The sequence below is a fragment of the Curvibacter sp. PAE-UM genome, from assembly GCF_001432305.1.
Classification (GTDB): domain Bacteria; phylum Pseudomonadota; class Gammaproteobacteria; order Burkholderiales; family Burkholderiaceae_C; genus Hylemonella.
Genome location: NZ_KQ483358.1, coordinates 1,559,056 through 1,581,918 on the forward strand (window position 1 = coordinate 1,559,056; position 22,863 = coordinate 1,581,918).

Consider the following 22,863-nt stretch of genomic DNA (forward strand, 5'->3'; position numbering starts at 1 on the left):
TCGTCGGGTAATGCGGGTCGGTCGCTGCAGGCGGAAGTCTTCAGTCCAGCCTGGCGCCGGATTTCTGCACGGCGGCAGCCCAGCGCGGCAGCTCGGCGCCCAGGAACTTCGCGAAGTCGTCAGCGCCCAGGAAGGCCGGGTCGGCGCCCTGGCTGATCATGCGGCTGCGCAACTCGGGCTGGGTCATCACCTGGCGGAAGGCCTCGCTGAGTTTGGCCACCACGTCCCTGGGTGTGCCGGCGGGCGCCAGAAAACCGTAGAAGCCCACCACCTCGAAGCCCTTGAGGCCGCTTTCGATGACGGTCGGGATGTCGGGCAGGGCAGGGTTGCGCTCGCGGCTGGTCACGGCCAGCGCGCGCACCTTGCCCTGCTTGTGGTACGCCGCGGCCTGCGGAATGCTCTCGGCCATGAACTGCACCTGGCCGGCCATCAGGTCGGTGAAGGCCGGCGCGCTGCCGCGGTAGGGGATGTGCACCATGAAGAGCCCGGTGGCGGTCTTGAACATCTCGGGCACCAGGTGGCTGATGCCGCCGTTGCCGGCCGAGCCGTAGTTGACCTGGCCGGGCCGCGAACGCGCGTAGTCCATGAACTCCTTGAGCGTGGTCACCGGCACCTTGGGGTTGACCAGCAGGGCCAGGGGCTGCATGGCGGTGCGGGCGATGGGGATGAAGTCCTTCAGCGTGCCGTAGGGCAGCTTGCTGTAGAGCGCGGGGTTGATGACCATGGTGCCGGTGTTGGCCAGCAGCAGGGTGTGGCCGTCAGGGGCGGACTTCATGACCTCCTGCGCGCCCACCGTACCGCCGGCACCGGATTTGTAGTCGATCAGCACGGGCTGGCCCAGCACGGCCTGCAGCCGCTCGCTGAGCAGACGTGCGTGCTGGTCCAGCGGGCCGCCGGCCGGAAAGCCGATCACGATGCGCACGGGCTTGCTGGGAAAGGTCTGGGCCGCGGCCGTCAGTGAAAGCAGCAGGCCTGAGAGCAGGAGGCCGAGGGTCTTGCGCATGGTGAACTCCGTCAGTGATGAATGGCCCGGGCGGGCAGGGGCGAGGCCCGCACCGTGGTGCATGGCCCTATCGTAACGACCCGATCCGGGCAGCGACATCCGGGTAAGTCTTGAGGGCGTGGGGTCGCGTGCGCGACCGGGTATCGGGTGCGACCCGGATGCCGGATCGATGTGCCCGCGTTAGGCTGCCAGCCTGGAGGTAGAGATTCCCATGCGTTCCCACTACAAATTCTGGCCCCACCGTCTGCCGCATGCGATCACACCGCCGGCCACCTCGCTGTGGGACAACCTGGCCGTGAGCGCATGGCGCTACCCGGACAAGCCTGCCCTTGTCTTCTTCGGTCGCGCCTGGTCCTACGCCGAGGTGCTGCAACAGGCCGAACGCCTGGCGGCCTTCCTGCATGGGCTGGGCGTCGGCAAGGGCGACCGTGTGGTGCTGAACCTGCAGAACTGCCCGCAGCTGGTCATTGCGCACTTCGCCATCCTGCGTGCCAATGCCGTGGTGGTGCCGGTCAACCCCATGAACCGCAGCGAGGAACTCAAGCACTACATCACCGATCCGCAGGCGAAAGTCGCCATCACCAGCGCGGACCTGGCCGCCGGCCTGGCGCGTGCCAGCGACGAGCTGCCGCCGGGCCAGGGCCTGGCGCACCTGGTGGTGACGCAGTTCACCGAGGCCTTCGATCCGCAGCAGGCCGGCAAGGAGGCGCCCCCCGAGACCTGGCGCGACTGGCTGCTCACGCAGCACGCGCTGCCCGCGCTCCAGGGTGGGCAGGTGCATGCCTGGGCGCAGGCCCTGGCGTCGCCTGCGCCGCTGCCGGCTCTGCAGGTGGGACCGGGGGACCTGGCCCTGCTGCCCTACACCAGCGGCACCACGGGCCTGCCCAAGGGCTGCATGCACACGCACGCCAGCATCATGCACAACGCCGTGGCCAGCGGCATCTGGGGCAATGGCACGGCCGAAAACGTGACGCTGGCCGTGGTGCCCATGTTCCACATCACCGGCATGGTCAGCGTGATGCACGCGAGCCTCTACATCGGGGCCACGCTGGTCGTGATGCCGCGCTGGGACCGCGACCTCGCGGGGCGGCTGATCTCGGTCCGTCGGGTGACGCACTGGACCAACATCCCGACCATGGTGATCGACCTGCTGGCCAGCCCGAACTTCGCGCAGTACGACCTCTCCAGCCTGGTCAACATCGGCGGCGGCGGCGCGGCCATGCCGCAGGCGGTGGCGCAGCGCCTGTACGAGCAGTTCGGCCTGCGTTACGTGGAAGGCTATGGCCTGACCGAAACCGCGGCGCCCTCGCACACCAACCCGCCGGACGCTCCCAAGCAGCAGTGCCTGGGCATTCCTTTCATGAGCACCGATGCGCGCGTGATCGACCCCCTGACTCTGCAGGAGATGCCTCAGGGCGAGCAGGGCGAGATCATCATCCACGGCCCCGAGGTCTTCCAGGGCTACTGGCGCCAGCCCGAGGCCACGGCGCGGGCCTTCATCGAACTGGACGGCAAGCGCTTCTTCCGCAGCGGCGACATGGGCCGCATCGACGAGGACGGCTACTTCTTCATGACCGACCGACTCAAGCGCATGATCAATGCCTCGGGTTTCAAGGTCTGGCCGGCCGAGGTGGAGGCGCTGATGTTCAGGCACCCGGCCATCCAGGAGGCCTGCATCATCGCCACGAAGGACAGCTACCGCGGCGAATCGGTCAAGGCCGTGGTGGTGCTGCGCGCCAGTCACCAGGGTCAGGTCAGCGGGCAGGACATCATCGACTGGTGCCGCGAGCACATGGCCGTCTACAAGGTGCCGCGTGTGGTGCAGTTCGTCGACGCCCTGCCCAAGAGCGGCACCGGCAAGGTCATGTGGCGCGCGCTGCAGGAGGCCGAACAGGCACAATCGCCCCCATCTTCCTGAGCCGGCCCGACATCCATGAGCACTGACACCCCTGCTGCCAGCAGCACGCATGAAAACGACGCAGGGCGTCCCCAGACCGGCTGGCGCCTCAGTCTTTACACCGTCATCTTCGAGTCCGACACCCGGGCCGGGCGCCTGTTCGACATCTGGCTCATCGCCCTCATCCTGGCCAGCGTGCTGGTGGTGATGCTCGACAGCCTGCCCGGTCTGCCGCCCGTCTCGCAGCTGCTGTTCGACCGCCTGGAATGGGTCTTCACCTTGCTCTTCACCGTGGAGTACCTTGCGCGCCTGGCCTGCGTGCGTCACCCGCTGCGTTATGCGCTGAGCTTCTACGGCATCATCGACCTGCTGGCCCTGCTGCCCACCTGGCTGGCCCTGCTGGTGCCCGAGGTGCACGCGCTGGTCGACGTGCGCGTGCTGCGCCTGCTGCGTGTGTTTCGCATCTTCAAGCTCACCGCCTACCTGGCCGAGTTCCAGGCCCTGGGCGCCGCGCTGCGCGCCAGCCGGCGAAAGGTACTGGTCTTCATCTCGGCCGTGCTGATGATCGTGGTGGTGATGGGCACGCTGATGTACGTGGTCGAGGGGCCGGCCAACGGTTTCACCAGCATCCCCACCGCCGTCTACTGGGCCATCACCACCATGACCACGGTGGGTTTCGGCGACATCACGCCCAAGACCGATCTGGGCCGTTTCATCGCCTCCTTCATGATGCTGCTGGGCTGGGGCACGCTGGCCGTGCCCACCGGCATCGTCACCGCCGAGATGACGGCGCGCCGCATCGGCAGCCAGCCAGTCTCGCGCACCTGCCCCGAGTGCCTGAAAGAGGGGCATGCCCCCGAGGCGCACTACTGCCTGCTGTGCGGCACGGCCCTGCCGCAGCTCGTGCGGGACGGGGAGGGTGTCAAATAAGTCACGCCAGAGGCTGCTTTTTTGCTATCAAATTTGCACTAACCAGCCTGGCTGGGGCACAATCCGGTCATCTTTCCCAGGAACACGGAGTCCCCATGAAAAAGCTGCAAAAAGGTTTCACGCTGATCGAACTGGTCATCGTCATCACCATCATCGGCATCCTCGCTGCCATCGCACTGCCGCGTTACATCGCGGCACAGCAGGATGCCCGTTTTGCCAAGATGCAGGCTTTGTACGGTTCGATCCGTTCTGCGGCCGCTTTGGCCCGTGCGCGTTGCGAGCTGGATATTGCGGCCGGTATCACAACAACTTGCGCTACGGTGGCGATGGATGGCTTGACGATTACCATGACTAACCGTTATCCGGCCGCTAACGTGAACGGCCCGGCGACACTCCCTACGGGCATCTTGGGTGCAGCTGGCATTACCCCTGGTGCCGCTGCTGGGGATGGCATTACTGCAGCCCTCGCCGGTACGACGCTGACGCTCACGGCTACGGGTGCCTCAGTACCTGCCAGCTGCATCATTAGCTACACCAGTGCTCTGGCAAATGCGGCGCCTGTCATCTCGCTGACGGCCTCCGCCGCCAACTGCTGATCCGGCACGTCCCGGCTCCTCCAGGGGGCTGGTCACGGCAGGCACAATGCCTGTCATGACCAGCCCCTTGTTTTTGCCCCCCGTCATTTCGCCCGGCGCACTGGACGCCACCCTGCAGCGCCAGGGCCATGCCGTGCTCGACGCGGCCGGCGTCTGCGCCCTGAGCGCTTGCCGGCTGGAGGACTTGCTGGCCCTGCGCAGCCATTGGGATGACCTGCCCCCGGACAACTACCTGAAGGACGGCGGGCGTTACCGCCGCCGCCGCCATTCCTGCTTCGTGCTCGACGGTGAGCAGCTCACGCAGGTGCCGCACCGCGCCCACTGGCAGCCGCTGGAATACAACGCCCTGCACGGCGGCATGCAGCGCCTGTTCGAGCCCATGGCGCCGGCCATGCTGCAACAGCCGGCCTGGGCGCAGCTGCTGCGCTGGCTGGGGCGCGTGGCCTCGGCGCTCAAGGGGCAACGGCCCTGGTACATCGAGGCGCACCCTTTTCGCATCGACACCACCGACGGCATCGGCCGGCCCACGCCCGAAGGCGCGCACCGCGACGGCGTGGACCTGGTGGCGGTGTTCCTGGTGGAGCGGCGCGGCGTGAAGGGCGGCGAGACCCGCGTGTTCGAGGCCGTTGGCCCCAACGGCCAGCGCTTCACGCTGAGCGAGCCCTGGTCCCTGCTGCTGCTGGACGACGCGCGGGTGGTCCACGAGACCACGCCCATCCAGCCGGTGGCGCAGCCGGCCTACCGTGATACGCTGGTCATCACGCTGCGCGCCGGCGCCTTCCAGGGCGAAGACACGGCCAGCTGATACACCACAAGGAGTCGCCATGTTCAAGCACATCCTGGTTCCCGTCGACGGTTCGCCGACGGCACAGAAAGCGGTCGAGAAGGCCGCGGGCCTGGCCAAGGCCTTCGGCAGCCGGGTCACGGCCATCTACGTGATCGATCCCTATCCCTTCACCGGCCTGGGCAGCGACTTCGCCTACGGCCAGGCCGAGTACCTGAGCGCGGCCACCGTCGAGGCCAAGGAGGCCACCGAGGCGGCGCAGGCCACCCTGGTCCAGGCCGGGGTGCCGGTCACCACGCAGGTGATCGAGGCGCATGCGCCCTGGCGCGGCATCCTGGACACGGCCAAGGCCGTGGGTGCCGACCTCATCGTCATGGGCTCGCACGGGCGGCGCGGGCTGGAAAAGGTGGTGCTGGGCAGCGTGGCCCAGCGTGTGCTTTCGCACGCGCAGCTCTCGGTGTTCATCGTGCGCGACTGAGAACTTGTGAATAAATCTACTGCGCTTGCCCGTCGCCACGTTGGGCGGTGTTGGCTCCGGCCGCTGCGCTTAACTTTCGCAAGCGAAAGTTAGCCTGCGCCGCAACTGCGTTGTCGTCATCCTCACGTACCTGAAGTACGTTCCGGTGGCTGTGCTCCGTCCGCCTTGCGCTTGGGCCGCTCGCTACGATTTCTTCACAAGTTCGGAGCCGCCTTCAGGCGCGCCGTCGCGCCTGCATCTCGGCGCCCATGGCGGCCTGCACGTCCGCGCTCATGGCAGCGCGGGCCGCGGGAAACACCAGGCCTTCCTCGGCTTCGATGTGGCCTGCGTAGATACCGCGAAAGCGGGCGATGGCCTGCAGGGTGTCGGCGGCGACGGTTTCCTGGCAAGCCGGTTCGCGCCAGCGCAGCAGCGCCTCGCGCACCCCGGCCCACAAGGCATCCATCTGCCGGTGGTCCGCCTGCAGGCGCTGCACCGTGGCGCGCAGCGCAACATCGTCTTGCGCCAGCAGCAGCGGGAAGACGTGTTGCTCTTCGTCCTGGTGGTGCAGCGGTGCGGCGAGGTCGAAATAACGCAGCACATCGGCCGCGGCCGAGCGCGTCTGGGCGTCATGGCCCTGGTCCCCGATGTAGTCGACCAGCCGGCCCAGCAGGTCCAGGCTGCGCTGCACCCGCTCGTGGCAGGCTTCCAGCATCTCGTAGGGCGCTTCGAAGCCCACGGCCGGGCTCTCGAAGCCGGGCAGGGCGGTGGCCACGGACTCAGGCCGAAGGCTTGGGCGCCGTCAGGTCGGCCAACTGCTTGCGCAGGGCCTTTTCGTCGTTGAAGCGCTTGGTGGCGTCGCGTGCCACGGCCATGGAACCCAGCATCTTGCCGGCTTCGTCGCGCACCATCTCGAAGCTCATGTCCACGTAGATGAACTCCTCGCTCTTGTGCAGCGAGCGCGTGATCATGGAGGTGCGCCCGGGCTTGACGCCGCCGCGCTCCAGCGCCTGGTTGAAACCGTCCCAGTGCGCCTTGCGCATGCGCTCGGGGATGATGAGATCCAGGCTCTGGCCCACGGCCTCGGCCGCGCTCCAGCCGAAAACCTTTTCGGCACCGCCGTTCCAGACACGGATGACGCCTTCGAGGTCGCAGAAGATCAGCGCCTCCGGCATGTTGCGCAGGATGTGGGCGGCGGTGGATTCAAGGGTGAGGGTTGAGGTCATGGCTGTACTAAAGAAATATCTGAGGAATATCTTAAAGACAGCCATAGCGTAGCCCAAGCCGCGCCAACAGCCAATACTTCGGGAGAACTATGCTCCCGGCCAAGGCTATTGGCGCCGGCTGTCCCGGTCGCGGCCGGCTTCAGCGGCAGGCGTAGCTGCTGGCTTCCCGGGCGGGACCCGTGCCGTTCCAGCTGATCTTCTTCGGGTACACGCAGGCCGGGTAGCTGGTGCTCTTGTCGCGCGATTGAATCACGATGCTCTCCGGGGCGCTGCCGCGCTCCACCCAATCCACCAGCGCGCTGAACAGGGTGTCCTGCTCGCGGGTGGGGTTCTGGTTGCTGTTGCCCGGCAGCTGGGGCATGGGCACGGTGTTGTTGACATTGCCCACGGTCCACGCCCGGCCTTGCGAGCTGTGCGCCATGCCGGGCAGGTTGTACATGCGCAGGAACTGCTGCACCTGCGCCTCACCACCGGCCACAGCCTTGACGCGCTCGTAGTAGTGGATGGCGCCCTGGGCGGGAATCACGTCCTCGGCCAGGCCGTTCCACAGGATCATCTTGCGCTTCAGGCTGGCGAACTTCGCGGCCGCTGCGGCGTTGTCGGTCTGGTAGTCGCGCAGCAGGGGCTGGTCCAGGCCCTGTGTGAGGGCCTGCGCGTAGCTCGCATAAGTGAGGTCCAACCAGCGGTTGCGCACCGGGGTGGAGGCGTTGCGGGTGGCCATGCCCGAGACCACGGCTCCATCGGCTGCATAACGCACGTCGCGTTGGGCCAGGGCCAGCATGTCGGTACTGGCGCGCGTGATCTGCCCGCCGAAATTGGAGCCACGCGTCAGGCTCCACCACAGCTGCTTGCTGCCGCGTACCTGGCCGCTGCGGCCAGCGTCGGTCTGCTGCGGGTCGTAGCTGCCGTCGGTGGTCGGGCCGTACCAGATCTTGTTGAGGGCCAGGGCCTCCTTGGCATTCATGCAGGTCGCGGCATCGGCATTGCTGCCCGTGACACCCTGCCCCACCACGCCCGTGCACAGCGCGGCCGCGTCACGCAGCGGGTCGTAGGCGCAGGCGTGGGGGTCGAGCAGGAAACCGAGTTTTTCCTTGTCGCAAGCGGCCACGGCGCGGGCGTTGACCGCCGCCACTTTGCGGGCGAAAGCGGCGGCCGCGTCCTTGTCCAGTGCGGTGAAACCCAGCTCGCTTTTCATCACCACCTGGGGGTAGAGGCTGGTCAGGCCGAAGCTCGGTGCGTTGATCGCCGGCTGGCCGATCAGGTAGCCGTCGTAGAGCTCGGGGTGCTTCTGCGCCATCTGCAGGCCCTGGCGACCGCCCTGCGAATGGCCGTCGTAATAGCTGTAGCGCGGCGCGCGGCCGTAGTACAGGTCCACCAGCGCGCGTGTCTTCAGCGCCTGCTGCAGGATGGAGCGGTAGCTCATGTCGTTCAGGCTGGGCTCGTTGACCTGGCCGTTGGAGAGGAAGGTGAAGGACGGGTCCTGGTAGGCCGGTTGGCCGCCGTCGTGGGTACCCGTGGCGTAACCCATATTGGCATTGACCAGGGCCGGCAGCTTGCTGCCGATCTTCTGCGGATCGCGGTGGCCGCCGCCGACCCAGCCGCCGCCGCCGTAGTTGCGGATGCGCTCGTTCCAGCTGGCGGGCGCGGGCAGCCAGATCTCCATGCCGATGCCCTCGGTGTAGGAGGGCGCGTTGCGGTCCTTCTCGACTTCGGACGAACCCGGGCCGACGAGTAGCTTGACCAGGCACATGTCCACCGCGGTCGTGACCGCCTGCGGCGAATCCACGGCCACGATGGCCGTGCCCTTGGGGATGGCGCGCACCGAGACCACGCGGGTCTGGGCGTCGGGTTTGAAGGCGGCCTTGATGCCGTCGTCACAGGCCAGGGGCCGGGGTGCGGGGCTGAGGCCAGCGCAGCCGGCCAGGAGAGCGGCCACGGTCAGGCCGCCCAATGTGATGGGCATGGTATTCATCTCGTCTCCTCTTTGTTGTCGTCGAAAAACTGTACGTCTCAGCGCGCCCGCAGCCTGAGCTGATTCGGCAGCGGCAGCGAGCGGCGCAGGATGTCGTCGGCCAGCCAGAGCGCCGATTTGCGGGCGCGTTCGGCCACCATGGGCAGGGGCATCTGCACGAAGTCGTCGTTGAAGACCTCGAAGCTGTAGTCGCCGGCATAACCGAGCCGGTCGAGCTTCTGCACCAGGTCGATCAGTTCTTCGGTGTGCACGCCTTCGCGCGGAAACACGCGGTAGGTGCGCGCCGTCGCCATGCGCTCCTCGAAGGTGGGCGTTTCGCGCCACATGAAGTCGGAGAGCTGGACCAGGAAGATCTTGGCAGGGTCCAGGTCCAGGATGGCGTCCAGCGGGGTCTTGGCAGCCAGGATGTGGTACGAGTCGATGCACACGCCGAGGTTGGGCGCGTCGGCTCGGTTGACCACGTCCCAGGCCGTGGTGTATTCGTTGATGGTGCGGCCCCAGGACAGGCCTTCGTAGGCGATGCGGATGCCGAAGGGAATGGCCAGCATGGCCAGCTTGCGCAGGTCGCGCGCAATGTGGTCCAGGTCCTGCGAGGCGTGGGCCGAGGTGGAGGAGCAGGCCAGCAGCACGTCGCAGCCGAGTTCGGCGCACATCTCCAGCATGGTCTTGGCGATGTCGACCTTGTACTCGTGCAGGTGGCCGCTCAGGCCCTCGAAGTCGCGCAGCACCTGGAAGCCCGTGCCGCGCAGCCCGCTCTCACGCACTTCCTGTGCGGCAGCCTTCCAGCCGCCCGGGTGGCCCACGAGGTCGTTGGCCTTGAGCATGACCTGGCTGAAGCCGGCGTCTTTCATGGCCTGGAGCTTGGCCTGCAAGGGGCCGGCCAGGGTGATGGTGTCCATCCCGAAACCGCGGATGGCCTCTTCCATGCTGCGCCGGTCGTTCATGCCGGCTCCGCTGCAGCGTGCACGAGTTCGAACACCACGCTGCCCAGATAGGTCTTGCTGATCGCGCCGCGTTGCCCGCTGTGGGTCGCCGGGCTTTCGACGAACTCGACGCCCTGGGCACGCAGGGCCTGCACCGCGGCCAGCACGTCCGGCACGCCCAGGCCGATGCGCTGCAGCTGTTCACGCGGATCGGGCGCGTCCACCGCCGGCTCCACCAGCTGGATCATGAAGGACTGGCCGGTGTGCAGCGCGGGCGTGCGCATGAGCTTGCCCGCCGGCATGATGCCGAAGCGCTGCTCGTCGGGGATCAGCGTGGCACCCAGCAGGGTCTGGTAGAACTCGATCCAGTCGTAGCTGCGGCCGATGCCGATGTACTGGACGATGCCGAAGAAATTCAGGCCGGCCAGCACGGGCGGCTGGGCCGTCGCGCCGGGGATGGTGATGAAGTCGACGTCGTAGATCGAGAAGTCCTGGTAGCGGTCGATCAGGTAGATGCGGCTGCCGCCCACGCCGTGGATGGCGGGGATGTTGAGTTCCATCGCGTCCGGATGGCTGGGCACTTCCCAGCCGCCGCGTTCCAGCACGTAATCGCGCGCAGCGCGCGCACTGCGCACCCGCAGCGCCATGGCGCTGATGCTGGGGTGGTCGGTGCCATGGCTGGCGCCCAGCGCGTCCAGCGGGTGGGCGTTGACCACGATGTTCAGCGTGCCCTGGCGGTAGAGCGTGACTTCGCGCGAGCGGTGGCGCGCCACGGGCCGAAAGCCCATCATCTCCAGCACCTGGCCCAGGGCCTGGGGCTTGAGCGTGGCGTACTCGATGAATTCGATGCCGTCCAGCCCGATGGGGTTGGAGACATCGCTGAAAGAATCCTGCAGCGGTTCGCGCGCATGTTCGGGTTGTAGCAACAGGTCGCTCATGGGCGGTCTCCAGCAGGGGTGTCAGTTGTTCAGGCGGGCCACGGTGCGCAGCTGGTCGGCTGTCGCGGTGGGGTAGCCGAAAAACTCCAGATAGGCCGGGATCATCTCGAACAACATGTCCGAACCCACCTGGATGCGGCAGCCGCGCGCCTGCGCGGCGGCCAGAAAGGCGGTCATCTCGGTGCGCATGACGACTTCGCCGACAAAGGTCTTCGGGGACAGGCGTTCGACGTCGACCGGCAGCGGGTCCCCGGGGTTCATGCCCAGGGGCGTGCCGTTGACGACCAGGTCCATGTCGGCCGGGTCCCGGCTGCCGGTCGACACGCCGAGCAGCGGGTATTCGGTGCGCAATCGGCCGGCCAGTGCCTCGGCCGAGGCCGCCTGCACATCAAACAAGGCCAGGTGGGCCACACCGGCAGCGGCCAGCGAGGCCGCAATGGCCGAACCCACGCCGCCGCAGCCCACCACCAGGGCCCGCGTGCCTTCCAGCACCAGGCCCTTGCGACGCACGCCGCGCACAAAACCTTCGCCGTCGAACATGTCACCGACCAGGCGGCCGTCCGGCAGGCGCTTGACGGCATTGCAGGCGCCGGCCACGCGCGCGGTGCGCGTGACTTCGTCGAGCAGGCCCACGGTGCTCACCTTGTGCGGCATCGTGATCAGCGCGCCCCGGATGTTCTCCAGGCGGAACAGGTTGCGCAGCACCTCGGCAAACGCGTCGGGCTTGCAGCCCATGGGCACCACCACCGCATTCACCCCGACCGACTCGAAGTAGGGGTTGTAGATCAAGGGGGCCTTGAAGCTGTGCGTGGGAAAACCCAGATGGGCGATCATCTCCGTATCGCCGTTGATCAGGGTGCCCTGGAAGGCTCGTGCGTTCATCGCGGTGCTGCGCTTCTCTTTACTTGCGGATGCGGGCCAGCTCGGCCATCATCGCGTTCACGGTGGCCTCACCCACGGTGGCGGAGTGCTTGGCAATCACCGGCTTCATCTTCTCGCGCAGCTTGGCCACTTCGGCCGCCGGCAGTTCGGTGACCTGCATGCCGTTCTTCTTGAGTGTGTCCAGCAGGCTGCTGGCCAGGGCGCGCGACTGCTGGCGCTGGAACTTGATGGACTCGTTCACGGCGTCCTGCACGACCTTCTTCTCGTCGGCCGACAGACCGTCCCAGACCTTCTTGCTGATCACGATGGATTGCGGGTTGTACTGGTGGCTGGTCAGGGCCAGGTGCTTCTGCACTTCAAAGAGCTTGGCGCCGTTGATGGTGGCGACCGGGTTTTCCTGGCCGTCGACAGCCTTCTGCTCCAGCGCAGCGTAGAGCTCGGGGAAGGGCAGGGGCGTGGGGTTGGCGCCCAGGGCGGAGACCCAGTCCACGTTGATCGGGTTGGGGATCACGCGCAGCTTCAGGCCGGCCAGGTCTTCCACCTTGTTGATGGGGCGCTTGCTGTTGCTGATGTGGCGGAAGCCCAGCTCGTAATAACCCAGGCCGACCAGGCCCTTCTCTTCGAGTTTGGCGTGCAGGCTCTTGCCGAAAGAACCGTCGACCACGGCGTCCGCTTCAGCCGGGTTGGCGAACAGGAAGGGGAAATCATAGATGGCGAAATCCTTCACCAGGCTGGCGAAGATGCCGGAGTTCATGGAGGCCATCTCCAGCGTGCCGCCCTGCAGCGCGGACACATTGGCCTGGTCGCTGCCCAGGGCGCCGCCGGGATAGACGGTGACCTTGAGCTTGCCGCCGGACTTGGCTTCGACGATTTCGGCAAACTTGTCCATGCCCAGGACGATGGGGTGGCCCTTGGCGTTCTGGTTGACGAACTTGAGGGTCTTGGTCTGGGCCTGGGCCAGGCCGAAGGCCGTGACGCAGATGGCGGCGACCAGGGTCTTGAGGACGAGTCGTTTCATGGTTTGTCTCCGTGGATATGTGCGGGACGCCTGTGAAGAGGACAACTGCGGTGGCGTACCCTGGTGCCGCAGCCGTTTGGAAATCAGTAGAACCAGCGCGCCGGCACCATCACCAGGGCCGGGAACAGCACCAGCAGGAACATCAGCGCGAACTGCGCCAGCATGAAGGGCCACACGCCCTTGGTCACCTCGTCCATGCTCAGCTTGCCCACGCCGGCCACGGTGCTCAGCACGGTGCCTACCGGCGGGGTGATCAGCCCGATCGCGTTGTTGATCATGAAGATCACGCCGAAGTACACGGGGTCGATGCCCGCGGCCTTGACCAGGGGCATGAAGACCGGCGTGAGGATGACGATGGTGGGTGTCATGTCCATGGCCGTGCCCACCAGCATGGTGATGAGCATCATCACGATCAGCAGCAGGGTGGGCCGGTCCAGCAGGGGTTGCAGCAGCGAGATCAGCTCGCCGGGCAGGTTGGCCACCGTGATCAGCCAGGCCACGACCATGGCGGCGGCCACCAGGAACATGATCACGGCCGTGGTCTGGGCCGCCGACAGGAACAGGCCGAAGAGCTGGTTGAGCTTGAGTTCCTTGTAGACCAGTGTGGAGATCAGCAGCGCGTAGACGGCGGCGACCACCGCGGCCTCGGTGGGCGTGAAGACGCCGAACTTCAGCCCCACGATCACGATGACCGGCAGGCCCAGGGCGAGGGTGGCGTCCTTCAGGGCGCTCAGCACCTCGGCGCGCGTGGCGCGCGGTGTGAGCGCGACATCGCTCTTGCGTGACAGCAGCCACCAGGTGATGGCCAGGGTGAGGCCCAGCATGAGGCCCGGCACGATGCCCGCCAGGAAGAGCTTGGAGATCGAGACATTGGCGGTCACCCCGAAGATGACGAAGCCGATGCTGGGCGGGATGATGGGCGCGATGATGCTGCCCGCGGCGATCAGGCCGGCCGAGCGCGCGCGGTCATAACCGGCCCGGTTCATGACGGGCAAGAGCAGTGCGGCCAGGGCGGCGGCATCGGCCACGGCGGACCCCGAGAGCGCGCCCATGATGACGGCGGCCATGATGCCCACGTAGCCCAGGCCGCCGCGCAGGTGGCCCACCAGGGTGGTGGCGAAGGCGACGATGCGCTTGGACAGGCCACCGGCGTTCATGATCTCGCCGGCCAGCATGAAAAAGGGCACGGCCAGCAGGGGGAAGCTGTTGGCCCCTTCGATCATGTTCTGGGCCAGGATCTGCGCGTCGAACATGTTGAGGTGCCACATCAGCGCGGCACCGGTGACCAGCAGGGAGAAGGCGATGGGCACACCCAGGGCCATGGCGCCCAGCAGGACGGCGAGAAAGATGGTGATGGTCATGCGCGCTCCTGCGGCTGTGTGGAGGCTGCGCCCGGGGCGATGCCATGGGGCATGTCGTCGGAAGTGGCGATGCCTATCAGTTCGGTGTCCGGCAGGCGGCCGCTGAGGAACTTCCAGAGCTCGAAGGCGATGATCAGCGCGGCCAGTACGGAAAACACCAGGCCGGCACCGTAGAGCCAGGCCATCGAGACCTCCATGACGGCGCTGGTGGACTGCAGGTTGATGAGGGCCTGCTGGCGCGCACCGTCGAACATGAACCAGCACATGGCCAGCATCAGCCCGTGCGCCAGCACGAAGCAGACCTTGCGGCCCCTGGCGGGCAGGCGCGAGAGCAGGGCGTCCGTGCCCAGGTGGGCGTGCTGGATCAGGCCGACCACGGCCCCCAGGAAGGTCATCCAGACGAAGAGCCAGCGCGACAGCTCTTCCGACATGGTGATGCTGGAATTGAAGCCGTAGCGTAGCACCACGTTGCCGAAGACCATGACGACCATCAGGCCCAGGCAGGCAACCATGAGCAGGCCGAAGGCCCGGCCGATGAGGTTGATGAATTTCTGTATCACGGGAATGTCTCCATGGATCTTATTTTGTACGAACTGGTTAGTTTTTATTTAAGGGAAAACCCTGACATTTCGGCCGCCGGGGCCTTGTCTGCTCAGATCTTGCGCACGAAACGCACGATCATTTCCACCACGTTCTCGCGCCGCTGGGTGATGTAGGCGCGCGACGTCATGTCCAGCTTGAAGATGATGCCGAAGGTGTGCCGGTTGGACACATTGAAGAAGCTCAAAGCCGAGATCGAGGCATGGATATCGACCGCATCCAGGCCCTTGCGGAACTGGCCGGCCTTGACGCCGCGCTCGTAGAGATTGCGGATCGCGGCAATCGCCGGCACGTTGAGTTCCTGGATGCGCTGGCTCTGCGCCAGGTACTGCCCGCGGTGGATGTTCTCGGACATCACCAGGCGGATATAGCTCTCGTGGTGCAGGTGGTGGTCGAAGGTGAAGGCCACCAGGCGGCGCAGGCCTTCTTCGGGTTCCAGGTCCTGCAGCTTCAGTTCGGACTCGACGTCGCGCACCCGGCGGTAGGCTTCCTCCAGCACGGCCAGGTACAGGCCTTCCTTGCTGCCGAAGTAGTAATAGATCATGCGCTTGCTGGTGCGCGTGGCCTCGGCGATCTCGTCGATGCGCGCACCCGCCAGGCCCTTTTCGCCGAACTCGGTCTCGGCCACCTGCAGGATGTTGGCCCGGGTGCGCTCGGGGTCGTTGGTGCGGCTGGGCGCCTTGCGCGCCGGGGCCGCGGCGCGGGTCGTTCGGGTCCGGTTTTTTTGTACTGGTTCGTTCATTCGCGAAGTATAGGCCGGCCCCGGGCCCGGCGGCAATGCCCGGTGTCGGCCCTGGCCTGCGGCGCATGAGCGGCCCGTTTCAGGCGCGCGGCGCCTGGGCTTCCCGCACGGTCTCCACCAGTGCCCGCAAGGCCGCCGTGTACGAGCGCCAGCCCAGGCCCTGCACCGTGGCCTTGACGGCCGGGCTGATGATGGAGTGGCTGCGCCAGGGCTCGCGCGCGGCGATATTGCTCATGTGCACCTCGACCACCGGGAAGGGCATGGCCTTGATCGCATCGTGCAGCGACACACCGTGCTGCGTGAGCCCGGCGGGGTTGAGCAGCGCACCGGCAGCGGTGTCGATGACCTCGTGCAGCTTGTCGACCAGGGCCCCTTCATGGTTGGACTGGAAAGTCACGAGCTGCACGCCCAGCTCGGCGGCGAGTGCGCCCAGGTACTCGTTGATCTGCGCCAGCGTGGTCGTGCCGTAGATGTGCGGCTCGCGCCGGCCGAAGAGGTTCAGGTTGGGGCCGTGCAGCACCAGGAAGGTCGGCTGTGCGGTCATTTGCTCACCCTGGCCAGTTCGTCGCGGTACAGCTTCACGATGGCGGGGTCGTAGCTGGCCGCAAATTTCTCGGCCACCGGCGCCGCGACGGTGCGCATGCGCGCCTGCTCGGCGGGGCTGAGCTCGTTGTACGACATGCCCTTGGCCTGCAGCTCGGCCACGGCTTTCTGTGCCGCGGCGCGGCTGACCTGCCGCTGGTAGGCGCGGGATTCGTTGGCCGCGTCGTTCATGATCTTCTGCTCGACCGGCGAAAGGCGGTCCCAGAAACGCTTGCTCACCAGCATGATGTTGGCCGCGTAGACGTGGTTGGTCGCGCTGACGTACTTGTTCACTTCGAAAAACTTGTTCGACAGGATCACGGCAAAGGGATTCTCCTGGCCGTCCACCGCCTTGGCTTCCAGCGCACCGTAGAGCTCGGCAAAGGGCATGGGCACGGGGTTGGCCTTGAAGGCCTTGAAGGTTTCCAGGAACACCGGGTTGGGGATCACGCGCAGCTTCAGGCCGTCCAGGTCTTCCGGTTTGGTGATGGGGCGCTTGCTGTTGGTCACGTTGCGGAAACCCAGGTCCCAGTAGCCCAGGGCCACCAGGCCTTTTTCCGGCAGCCGGGCCAGCAAGGCCTGGCCGAAGGGGCCGTCGAGCAGGGCGTCGGCCTGGGCAAAGTTGCTGACGGCAAAGGGAAAGTCGACCAGACCGAACTCCTTGACGATGCCGGCCAGCGAGGTGGTGGCTGGGGCCGACATCTCCTGCACGCCGCCTTGCAGGGCGGACTGCTGCTGCATCTCGTTGCCCAGCTGCGAGGCCGGAAATTCCTGGACCTTGAGCTTGCCGCCGCTCTTGGCCGCCAGCAGCTCGGCGAAGCGTTTCACGCCCAGGCTGACCGGGTGATCGGCATTGTTCAGGTGGCCGAACTTGATCACGCGGTCCTGGATGTCTTGTGCCGAAGTGGTCGCTGCAGCCAGTGTGAGCGCGACGCCGATCAGGCCGGTCATGAGTTTCTGTTTCACGTGTGTCTCCTGTAGGAATGGGGCCACCCGTCGCTGCGGGTGTGTCGCCATGGTAGAAAGCCGTTTTGAATCCCGTTCCAAAGAGGAATCCTGTTTCACCATGTCAAATGACACCGGGCGCTTGGCCGTCGGCGCGGTCGACCGCGCCCTGCTCATCCTGGAAACCCTGGCCGCCCAGCCCGAGGGTCTGGCCCTGGCCGCGCTGGCCGACGACCTGGCCCTGCCGCGCAGCGCCTGCCATCGCCTGCTGCAGGAGCTGGTGCGTTGCGGTTATGTGCGGCAGCTGCGCGAGCAGGGTGAGTACGCGCTGACGACCAAGCTGCCGGCCCTGGGCTTGAGCTTCCTGGGCAGTTCGGGCATCGTCGACCTGGCCCAGCCCGTCATCGACCGGCTGGCCGCCACCTCGGGTGAACTGGTGCGCCTGGCCCTGGTGGACGGCGACCGGCTCACCTTCGTGGCCAAGGCCCAGGGCGCGCGTTCGGGCCTGCGCTACGACCCGGACATGGGCATGGCCGTGCCCTTGTCCTGCAGCGCGGGCGGACACGCCTGGCTCATGACCCAAAGCGAGGAGCGCGCCACGGCCTTGGTGGCGGCGCAAGGCTTCGCCAATCCCAAGCAGTACGGCCCGAAGGCGCCCACCACCTACAAGGCCCTGATGAAGATCCTGGACGAGGACCGGCGCCGTGGTTACAGCCTGATCGTCGAGTCCTACGCGCCAGGCATGACGGCCATGGCTGCGCCCATCCTGCGCCGCGGCGCACAGGCCGTGGGGGTCATCACCATCGCCGGGCCTTTGCAGCGGCTCACGCTGCAGCGCATGCAGGAACTGGGCCGCCCGCTGCTGGAAGCGGCGGGTGACCTGGCGCTGGTCAGCGCGTCCTCGCCGCTGTTTGCGCGGAGCGGGCGCTAGCTGGCCCCTTGGGTCCGCACCGCCCTGATAGACCAGGCACGAGCCATGGTCGATCGTTGGCAATCAGAACAACTGTGCAGCGACGACTACATCGCGCGCTGGCGTTCCTGGCTGAGCATGCCGCCGGCCGATCTGGCAAAAGCCATGACGAGCTCGGATGACGTGTGGGCCACGCCCATGCGCCAGAACTCGCCTTTCATCCTGCCAGCATGAGCGCCGCCCGGCCGCCAGCAGGCGCTCGCACCGCAGTGCGCAGCACGGAGGTCACCCGATGAGGCTCGCATCCTTGCTCAGCCTGCTCTCGCAGGCCAGAACCTCCTCAGGGCATGCCGAATTTGTCGTGATTGGCAGTCTGTCGATCCTTGGGATGGAGCCCACGGCAGAGATCCCGCCTGGCATGTCCATGTCTATCGACGTGGGTGCCTACACCAGGGCCGACCCCGAGCGCATCTTCGACCTTCTGCCGGAACTGGGCGAAGACAGTCCATTCCATCGCGCCCATGGCATTTATCTCGACGGCGTGACGCCAGCCCAACGATCTGCGCTGGGTCCAGGAGGGTGTGCGCTGCGGACTGGTGTCTGCGCCGCTGGTGCGAGCAAGATTCGCTACGACCCGGTTCCTCGATGGCGAAGAAGAACAGCGGGCCAGGCACGGGCTGGAACAGGCAACGGGCTGACAGGGCAGAAGCGACTCCCTGCTGTGCAACAAATCGTAAAAGACTGCAACACCAGCCTGGCTGCCCATGGGGGTAACGGTTTACATACGCCCTATGGGTAGTGTGGAAAACCTTGCCATGACGACACAATGGTTTTTGTGTCGCTTGCTGCCAGTGCGGACGGGGGGGCTGCGGGCTTCATCTTTCATCTTCAGACCAATCAACAAACAAGGAGAAAAGATGCTGAAAAGTAGCAAATGGATGCTGGCCGTCCTGGCGCTGGCGCTGGGCGCCACCGCCTGGGGCGCGGAGGGCGAGAGCACCCGGGAACAGCGGCGGGCCGCGGTCCAGGCCCTCAAGTGGCAGGAGGGGCCCGCCACGGCGGCCTTGGGCGGCAACGCCACCCTCAAGCTGCCGGCCGGGGCCCGTTTCCTCGATGAGACCGAAGGCGCCAAATTTCTCAAGCTCACCGGCAACCTGCCGTCGGCCAACAGCATTCTGGTCGGCGACAACTGGTGGGCGGCTTTCTCGTTCAGCTCAGTGGGTTACGTCAAGGACGACGAGAAGATCGACGCCGATGCCCTGCTCAAGAGCATGAAAGAAGAAGATGGCCCGGCCAACGAGGAGCGCCGCAAACTGGGCATGGGCGAACTCCACACCGACGGCTGGCACATCGCGCCGCACTACGACTCGGCCACCAAGCACCTGGAGTGGGCGCTCAGGTTGCGCGCGCCGGGCAGCAACACCCCCACGATCAACTACACCGTGCGACTGCTGGGGCGCAGTGGCTATGAAAGCGCCACCCTGGTCTCCGATCCGTCGACCCTGGACGCGGATGTGAAGGCGTTCAAGGCCGTGCTGAAGGACTTCGACTTCAAGTCCGGCGAGAAGTACAGCGAGTTCAAGCAGGGTGACCGCGTTGCCGAATTCGGCCTCATGGCCCTGGTGGCCGGCGGCGCCGCCGCCGTGGCCACCAAGACCGGCTTCTGGAAGGTGATCGTCGGCTTCTTCGCCGCCTTCTGGAAACTCATCCTCGCGGGCGTCGTGGCCGTGTTCTGGGGCATCGCCAAGCTGTTCGGCAAAAAGAAAGAGCAGAACGCGCCGCAAGACCCGCAAGACAAGTGAGGCTCTCGTCCGAGGCTGTGCTGATGCTGCTGGCATCGGCGCTCTATGTCTATGACGCTCTGATCCTGCTGGCCAGCAACGAGGCAGTGCTGGTGCGGCAGGGGCGGGGCTGGCGCGCCGTGTTCGGTTCCTTCCGCTGGCGTCTGGCCGGCAAGGAGCCCTGCGCTCCCGGCCTGCTGGCGCCGCACCGGCCCATCATCCGGCTGGCCTGGCAGTTTGCCGGCCAGCCGGCCGCCGTCGTGCCAGGCCAGCGCGTGCCGTTGCCGGTCGGCCTGGGCGGCCTGGCGCTGTGCGCCTGGCTCTCGGGCCTGACCCTGTTCGTGTTGCTGCCCACCAGCCTGTTCCTGGGTCTGGGCTCCTGGGTCACGCTGGGCGTGATCAGTCTGCTCTACGCTGTCAATCTCACCGCGCTGGTGCTGCTCTACCGCATCCACCGGCGCCTGCAGGTGCCTGCGGGCAAGTACTGGTCGGTCGCCTTCGAGTGTCTGGTCTGCCCGCCTTTCTGTATCAACCTCGTGCGCCGCGCCTGCGAATGGCAGGGCGTGAGGGACGATTTTCTCCAGGCCTGCCAGGCTTTGCTGCCGCCCGAGGCCCTGGCCGAAGTGCACGCGCAATGCCTGCTGCGCATCGACGAGCAGATCGCCTTCGAGGACGAGCAGAGCAGCCGCATGGCCGCGCTGCAGCGTGCGCGCGAGCGTTTCCTGCCCCAGGGACCCCAGCCATGACAGCGACTGAAATCGGCGTGACGGCCGTGGGCCTCCTGCTGGGCTACTGGCTGGTGTCCTTCTTCCTGAAATCGGGCCGCCCGCCGCCGCGTGCGGACGCGCCGGCGACGCCACCGCCGACCGAGCCGATGGCCGGCCCCGCGCCCTGGCATACGGTGCTGCAGCTCGCACCCGAGGCCACGACGCAGGATATCCGCGCGGCCTACTTCCGGCTCGCCGAGCAGTACCGGCCCGACAAGGCGCAGGCGCTGGGCCCCGAGATCCGGGCGCTGGCGGCGCAGCGGCTGGCGGAAATCGAAACCGCCTACCAGGACGCCCTGCGCAGCGTCGGGGGCCAGGCATGAAGACCCTGCTCGCACTGCTGATGGCCGGCAAGCTCGGCAAGGTGCTGCTGTCCGGCGGCACCATGTTGCTGTCGATCTTCGTCTACGCCATCAGCTTCGGCTGGGCCTATGCGGTGGGGGTGGTGGCCATGCTCTTCCTGCACGAGATGGGCCATTTCGTGGCCGCGCGCAACCGCGGGCTGGACGTCGGCGCGCCGGTGTTCATCCCTTTCGTCGGCGCCTGGGTCGCGCTCAAGACCACGGAACTGGACCCCGAGACCGAGGCCTATGTCGGTCTGGGCGGCCCGCTGCTGGGCACGGCGGCGGCCTTCCTGTGCTACCTCTACGGGCTGGAAAGCGGCGAGCGGCTCTGGCTCGCGGTGGCCTACACCGGCTTCATGCTCAACGTCTTCAACCTCATCCCGCTCTCGCCGCTGGACGGGGGCCGGATCGTGCGCGTCATCTCGCCGAAGATCTGGTTTCTGGGCGTGCCCATCCTGATCGGCGCGTTTCTCTGGAAACCCAGCCCGCTGCTCCTGCTCATCGCCATCCTGGCGGCGCCCCAACTGTGGGCGGCGTGGAAGGGCGAGGACGCGGCGGTGCACCGCATCACGGCCACGCGCGTGAAGTGGGCCTACGGCGCCCAGTACCTGGTCCTGCTGGCGACACTGGCCCTGCTGGCCTTCGAGGTGCATGAGCGGCTCGGCGCATGAGCCGGCGCACGCTGCGCCGGCGGCCCCTCACGCCGGTGTGGGGTAAATCTTCAGTTGCAGTCTAGTTCTCATATAAATCAACGACTTGCAAAACAACCAGACAGTTCTCGATGAGACTCATTTGCTGTTAACGGTAAGACTTTCGGGTACGGTTTACCTTAGCGATGAGCTTTATCAGCAGCCATCGAGCAATTGAGCCCAAACTTCCTGCAATGTATTGATTTGACTGAGGTTTTTGAATGGAGAAATGCAATTTTTGAGAAATCCGTGACTCGAATCGTAATGAACAAGATCCGGTCTTAGTTAAGCTAATCAAGCTTGAGGTCTGCGGCATTCTGGAAATTGACTTGGCGATTCAGTGCATAAACCGTCGAATAGGACACTCGCGGGATGCACTTCAGGCTGACTGCAATGGCTTGCGGTGGTCTCGTTAAGTGTCGGCTTCCGATGAAGCAGTCACTTGACCGGGGATTCTGAGCGTCATCTCTTGGCCGATAACAGCCCTCCCATATGTTGATTTGTAAGATAGCTGGGCACTCCATCCGCAAAGACCGACATGGCCAACATTGCAAACCTCCTCAAATCAGAAATCACCCGCATCGCACGCAAAGAGATCCGAGCCGAAATCCAGACCCTCAAGAAAGCTTCGGCTCAGTACCGTAGCGACATCGCTGCCCTTAAGCGGCGCCTGGCCGAGCAGGATCGTCTGATTGCCAAACTCCGCAAGAACAGGCCGGCTGCCGCTGCTGATGGCAAGGCGGAAGAAGCCTCACAACTGCGCTTCCGTGCGGATGGCTTTGCCAGCCTGCGCAAGAAGCTGAGCCTGTCGGCCGCCGAAATGGGCAAACTGCTCGGCGTTTCGCTGCAGACGATCTACCACTGGGAAAAGGGGCAATCCAAGCCCCGGGCGAACCAGCTGCAGGGCATCGCCGAAGTGCGCAAGCTCGGCAAGCGTGGTGCTGCGGCTCGTCTGGCTGAAGCCTAATCACCAGCCGAGTGCCCAAAACGTAGTGACGCATGCGCGCAATTCTTCTACTGGCATTCGCGCTTCTCGCTTCGTCAGTCCAAGCAAGGTTAGTCAGTGGGCGTGTGGTTCGTGTCGCGGATGGCGACACGATTACGGTCCTCGATGCCAGCAAGGTCCAACACAAGATACGTCTTGCAGGGATTGACGCTCCGGAAAAGGCCCAGGCTTACGGGCAGCGCTCGCGAGAGTCTCTTGATGAGCTCGTTGCGGGCCGGACTGTCATTGTCGAAACAACCAAGAAGGACCGTTACGGGCGATTTGTTGGAAAAGTCCTAGTCAATGGCCGTGACATCAATATCGAGCAGATTCGACGTGGGATGGCCTGGTTCTATAGGCATTACGAGAAAGAACTGACGGATTCCGATCGGCAGAGTTACGACCGCGCTGAAGTGGAGGCCAAGGACTACCAAAGAGGGTTGTGGGCCGACAGGAGTCCAACTCCGCCATGGGAATTCAGGCAGACGAAGCGAGGTCAATAACCAATTTAAGTCTGTCTGAACGAAATTG

General features: G+C 65.8%; 27 protein-coding genes. 14 read left to right on the plus strand and 13 right to left on the minus strand.

Annotation, left to right across the window (positions count from 1 at the left end; all coding sequences use genetic code 11):
• Window positions 1-40: 40 nt before the first annotated feature.
• Window positions 41-1,003 carry a Bug family tripartite tricarboxylate transporter substrate binding protein gene (locus AO057_RS07620; protein ID WP_057675061.1) on the minus strand — a complete coding sequence of 321 codons (963 nt, stop codon included), beginning with the start codon at window positions 1,001-1,003 and terminating at the stop codon, window positions 41-43.
• 211 nt (window positions 1,004-1,214) lie between these two features.
• Here AO057_RS07620 and AO057_RS07625 point away from each other — a divergent pair, with 211 nt between their 5' ends.
• From AO057_RS07625 to AO057_RS07645, 5 genes are all read left to right on the plus strand, one after another.
• Window positions 1,215-2,921 (plus strand): long-chain fatty acid--CoA ligase, encoded by a 1,707-nt coding sequence (locus AO057_RS07625; RefSeq protein WP_057675062.1) that lies wholly within the window; start codon window positions 1,215-1,217, stop codon window positions 2,919-2,921.
• A 15-nt stretch (window positions 2,922-2,936) separates the two neighbouring features.
• A complete protein-coding gene (locus tag AO057_RS07630) occupies window positions 2,937-3,830 on the plus strand; it encodes an ion transporter (RefSeq protein ID WP_057675063.1) in 894 nt (297 codons plus the stop codon).
• 95 nt (window positions 3,831-3,925) lie between these two features.
• The gene (locus tag AO057_RS18460) at window positions 3,926-4,426 is read left to right on the plus strand and encodes a pilin (protein WP_057675064.1); all 501 of its coding nucleotides are present in this window, start codon (window positions 3,926-3,928) and stop codon (window positions 4,424-4,426) included.
• Window positions 4,427-4,481: 55 nt separating this feature from the next.
• Window positions 4,482-5,231, plus strand: coding sequence for a 2OG-Fe dioxygenase family protein (locus tag AO057_RS07640; protein ID WP_057675065.1), 750 nt, complete (start codon window positions 4,482-4,484; stop codon window positions 5,229-5,231).
• 19 nt (window positions 5,232-5,250) lie between these two features.
• Window positions 5,251-5,688 (plus strand): universal stress protein, encoded by a 438-nt coding sequence (locus tag AO057_RS07645; protein WP_057675066.1) that lies wholly within the window; start codon window positions 5,251-5,253, stop codon window positions 5,686-5,688.
• A gap of 214 nt (window positions 5,689-5,902) precedes the next feature.
• Here the strand turns inward: AO057_RS07645 and AO057_RS07650 are convergent, their stop codons facing one another.
• From AO057_RS07650 to AO057_RS07705, 12 genes are all read right to left on the minus strand, one after another.
• Window positions 5,903-6,442 (minus strand): hemerythrin domain-containing protein, encoded by a 540-nt coding sequence (locus AO057_RS07650; protein ID WP_057675067.1) that lies wholly within the window; start codon window positions 6,440-6,442, stop codon window positions 5,903-5,905.
• A 4-nt stretch (window positions 6,443-6,446) separates the two neighbouring features.
• Window positions 6,447-6,893 (minus strand): PAS domain-containing protein, encoded by a 447-nt coding sequence (locus AO057_RS07655; RefSeq protein WP_057675068.1) that lies wholly within the window; start codon window positions 6,891-6,893, stop codon window positions 6,447-6,449.
• A gap of 139 nt (window positions 6,894-7,032) precedes the next feature.
• Window positions 7,033-8,865 (minus strand): tannase/feruloyl esterase family alpha/beta hydrolase, encoded by a 1,833-nt coding sequence (locus AO057_RS07660; RefSeq protein ID WP_057675069.1) that lies wholly within the window; start codon window positions 8,863-8,865, stop codon window positions 7,033-7,035.
• Window positions 8,866-8,903: 38 nt separating this feature from the next.
• The gene (locus AO057_RS07665; RefSeq protein WP_082605453.1) at window positions 8,904-9,809 is read right to left on the minus strand and encodes a sugar phosphate isomerase/epimerase family protein; all 906 of its coding nucleotides are present in this window, start codon (window positions 9,807-9,809) and stop codon (window positions 8,904-8,906) included.
• Window positions 9,806-10,726, minus strand: a complete 921-nt coding sequence (locus AO057_RS07670; RefSeq protein WP_057675070.1) for a VOC family protein — start codon at window positions 10,724-10,726, stop codon at window positions 9,806-9,808. The genes AO057_RS07665 and AO057_RS07670 overlap by 4 nt, the downstream gene beginning before the upstream one ends.
• 21 nt (window positions 10,727-10,747) lie before the next feature.
• Window positions 10,748-11,581, minus strand: coding sequence for a shikimate dehydrogenase family protein (locus AO057_RS07675; protein WP_057677213.1), 834 nt, complete (start codon window positions 11,579-11,581; stop codon window positions 10,748-10,750).
• Between the two features lie 46 nt (window positions 11,582-11,627).
• Entirely contained in the window at window positions 11,628-12,626 is a 999-nt protein-coding gene (locus tag AO057_RS07680) for a TRAP transporter substrate-binding protein (RefSeq protein WP_057675071.1), read from the minus strand.
• A gap of 83 nt (window positions 12,627-12,709) precedes the next feature.
• On the minus strand, window positions 12,710-13,987 hold the full coding sequence (locus AO057_RS07685; protein ID WP_057675072.1) for a TRAP transporter large permease subunit: 1,278 nt from the start codon (window positions 13,985-13,987) through the stop codon (window positions 12,710-12,712).
• A complete protein-coding gene (locus tag AO057_RS07690; RefSeq protein WP_057675073.1) occupies window positions 13,984-14,547 on the minus strand; it encodes a TRAP transporter small permease in 564 nt (187 codons plus the stop codon). Before AO057_RS07690 ends, AO057_RS07685 begins: the two co-directional genes overlap by 4 nt.
• Window positions 14,548-14,639: 92 nt before the next feature.
• Entirely contained in the window at window positions 14,640-15,329 is a 690-nt protein-coding gene (locus AO057_RS07695) for a TetR/AcrR family transcriptional regulator (RefSeq protein WP_057675074.1), read from the minus strand.
• A gap of 79 nt (window positions 15,330-15,408) precedes the next feature.
• Window positions 15,409-15,873 carry a type II 3-dehydroquinate dehydratase gene (locus AO057_RS07700; protein ID WP_057675075.1) on the minus strand — a complete coding sequence of 155 codons (465 nt, stop codon included), beginning with the start codon at window positions 15,871-15,873 and terminating at the stop codon, window positions 15,409-15,411.
• A complete protein-coding gene (locus AO057_RS07705; RefSeq protein WP_371258266.1) occupies window positions 15,870-16,877 on the minus strand; it encodes a TRAP transporter substrate-binding protein in 1,008 nt (335 codons plus the stop codon). The genes AO057_RS07700 and AO057_RS07705 overlap by 4 nt, the downstream gene beginning before the upstream one ends.
• Window positions 16,878-16,977: 100 nt before the next feature.
• On the opposite strand from AO057_RS07705, the gene AO057_RS07710 reads away from it, so the two are divergent.
• From AO057_RS07710 to AO057_RS07740, 9 genes are all read left to right on the plus strand, one after another.
• A complete protein-coding gene (locus tag AO057_RS07710) occupies window positions 16,978-17,787 on the plus strand; it encodes an IclR family transcriptional regulator (protein ID WP_057677215.1) in 810 nt (269 codons plus the stop codon).
• Window positions 17,788-17,832: 45 nt separating this feature from the next.
• A complete protein-coding gene (locus AO057_RS17735) occupies window positions 17,833-18,000 on the plus strand; it encodes a hypothetical protein (RefSeq protein WP_156404498.1) in 168 nt (55 codons plus the stop codon).
• A gap of 73 nt (window positions 18,001-18,073) precedes the next feature.
• A complete protein-coding gene (locus tag AO057_RS17740) occupies window positions 18,074-18,565 on the plus strand; it encodes a DUF6036 family nucleotidyltransferase (protein WP_156404499.1) in 492 nt (163 codons plus the stop codon).
• 118 nt (window positions 18,566-18,683) lie between these two features.
• Window positions 18,684-19,568 (plus strand): DUF2167 domain-containing protein, encoded by an 885-nt coding sequence (locus tag AO057_RS07715; RefSeq protein ID WP_057675076.1) that lies wholly within the window; start codon window positions 18,684-18,686, stop codon window positions 19,566-19,568.
• 23 nt (window positions 19,569-19,591) lie between these two features.
• Window positions 19,592-20,293 carry a hypothetical protein gene (locus AO057_RS18015; RefSeq protein ID WP_057675077.1) on the plus strand — a complete coding sequence of 234 codons (702 nt, stop codon included), beginning with the start codon at window positions 19,592-19,594 and terminating at the stop codon, window positions 20,291-20,293.
• Window positions 20,290-20,637: a J domain-containing protein gene (locus AO057_RS18020; protein ID WP_168163357.1), complete on the plus strand. Its 348-nt coding sequence runs from the start codon at window positions 20,290-20,292 to the stop codon at window positions 20,635-20,637. Before AO057_RS18015 ends, AO057_RS18020 begins: the two co-directional genes overlap by 4 nt.
• The gene (locus AO057_RS07730) at window positions 20,634-21,329 is read left to right on the plus strand and encodes a site-2 protease family protein (RefSeq protein WP_057675079.1); all 696 of its coding nucleotides are present in this window, start codon (window positions 20,634-20,636) and stop codon (window positions 21,327-21,329) included. The genes AO057_RS18020 and AO057_RS07730 overlap by 4 nt, the downstream gene beginning before the upstream one ends.
• A 556-nt stretch (window positions 21,330-21,885) precedes the next feature.
• Complete coding sequence (locus tag AO057_RS07735; protein WP_057675080.1) at window positions 21,886-22,314, plus strand: helix-turn-helix domain-containing protein; 429 nt, start codon at window positions 21,886-21,888, stop codon at window positions 22,312-22,314.
• 32 nt (window positions 22,315-22,346) lie between these two features.
• Window positions 22,347-22,835 carry a thermonuclease family protein gene (locus tag AO057_RS07740; RefSeq protein ID WP_057675081.1) on the plus strand — a complete coding sequence of 163 codons (489 nt, stop codon included), beginning with the start codon at window positions 22,347-22,349 and terminating at the stop codon, window positions 22,833-22,835.
• Window positions 22,836-22,863: the final 28 nt, after the last annotated feature.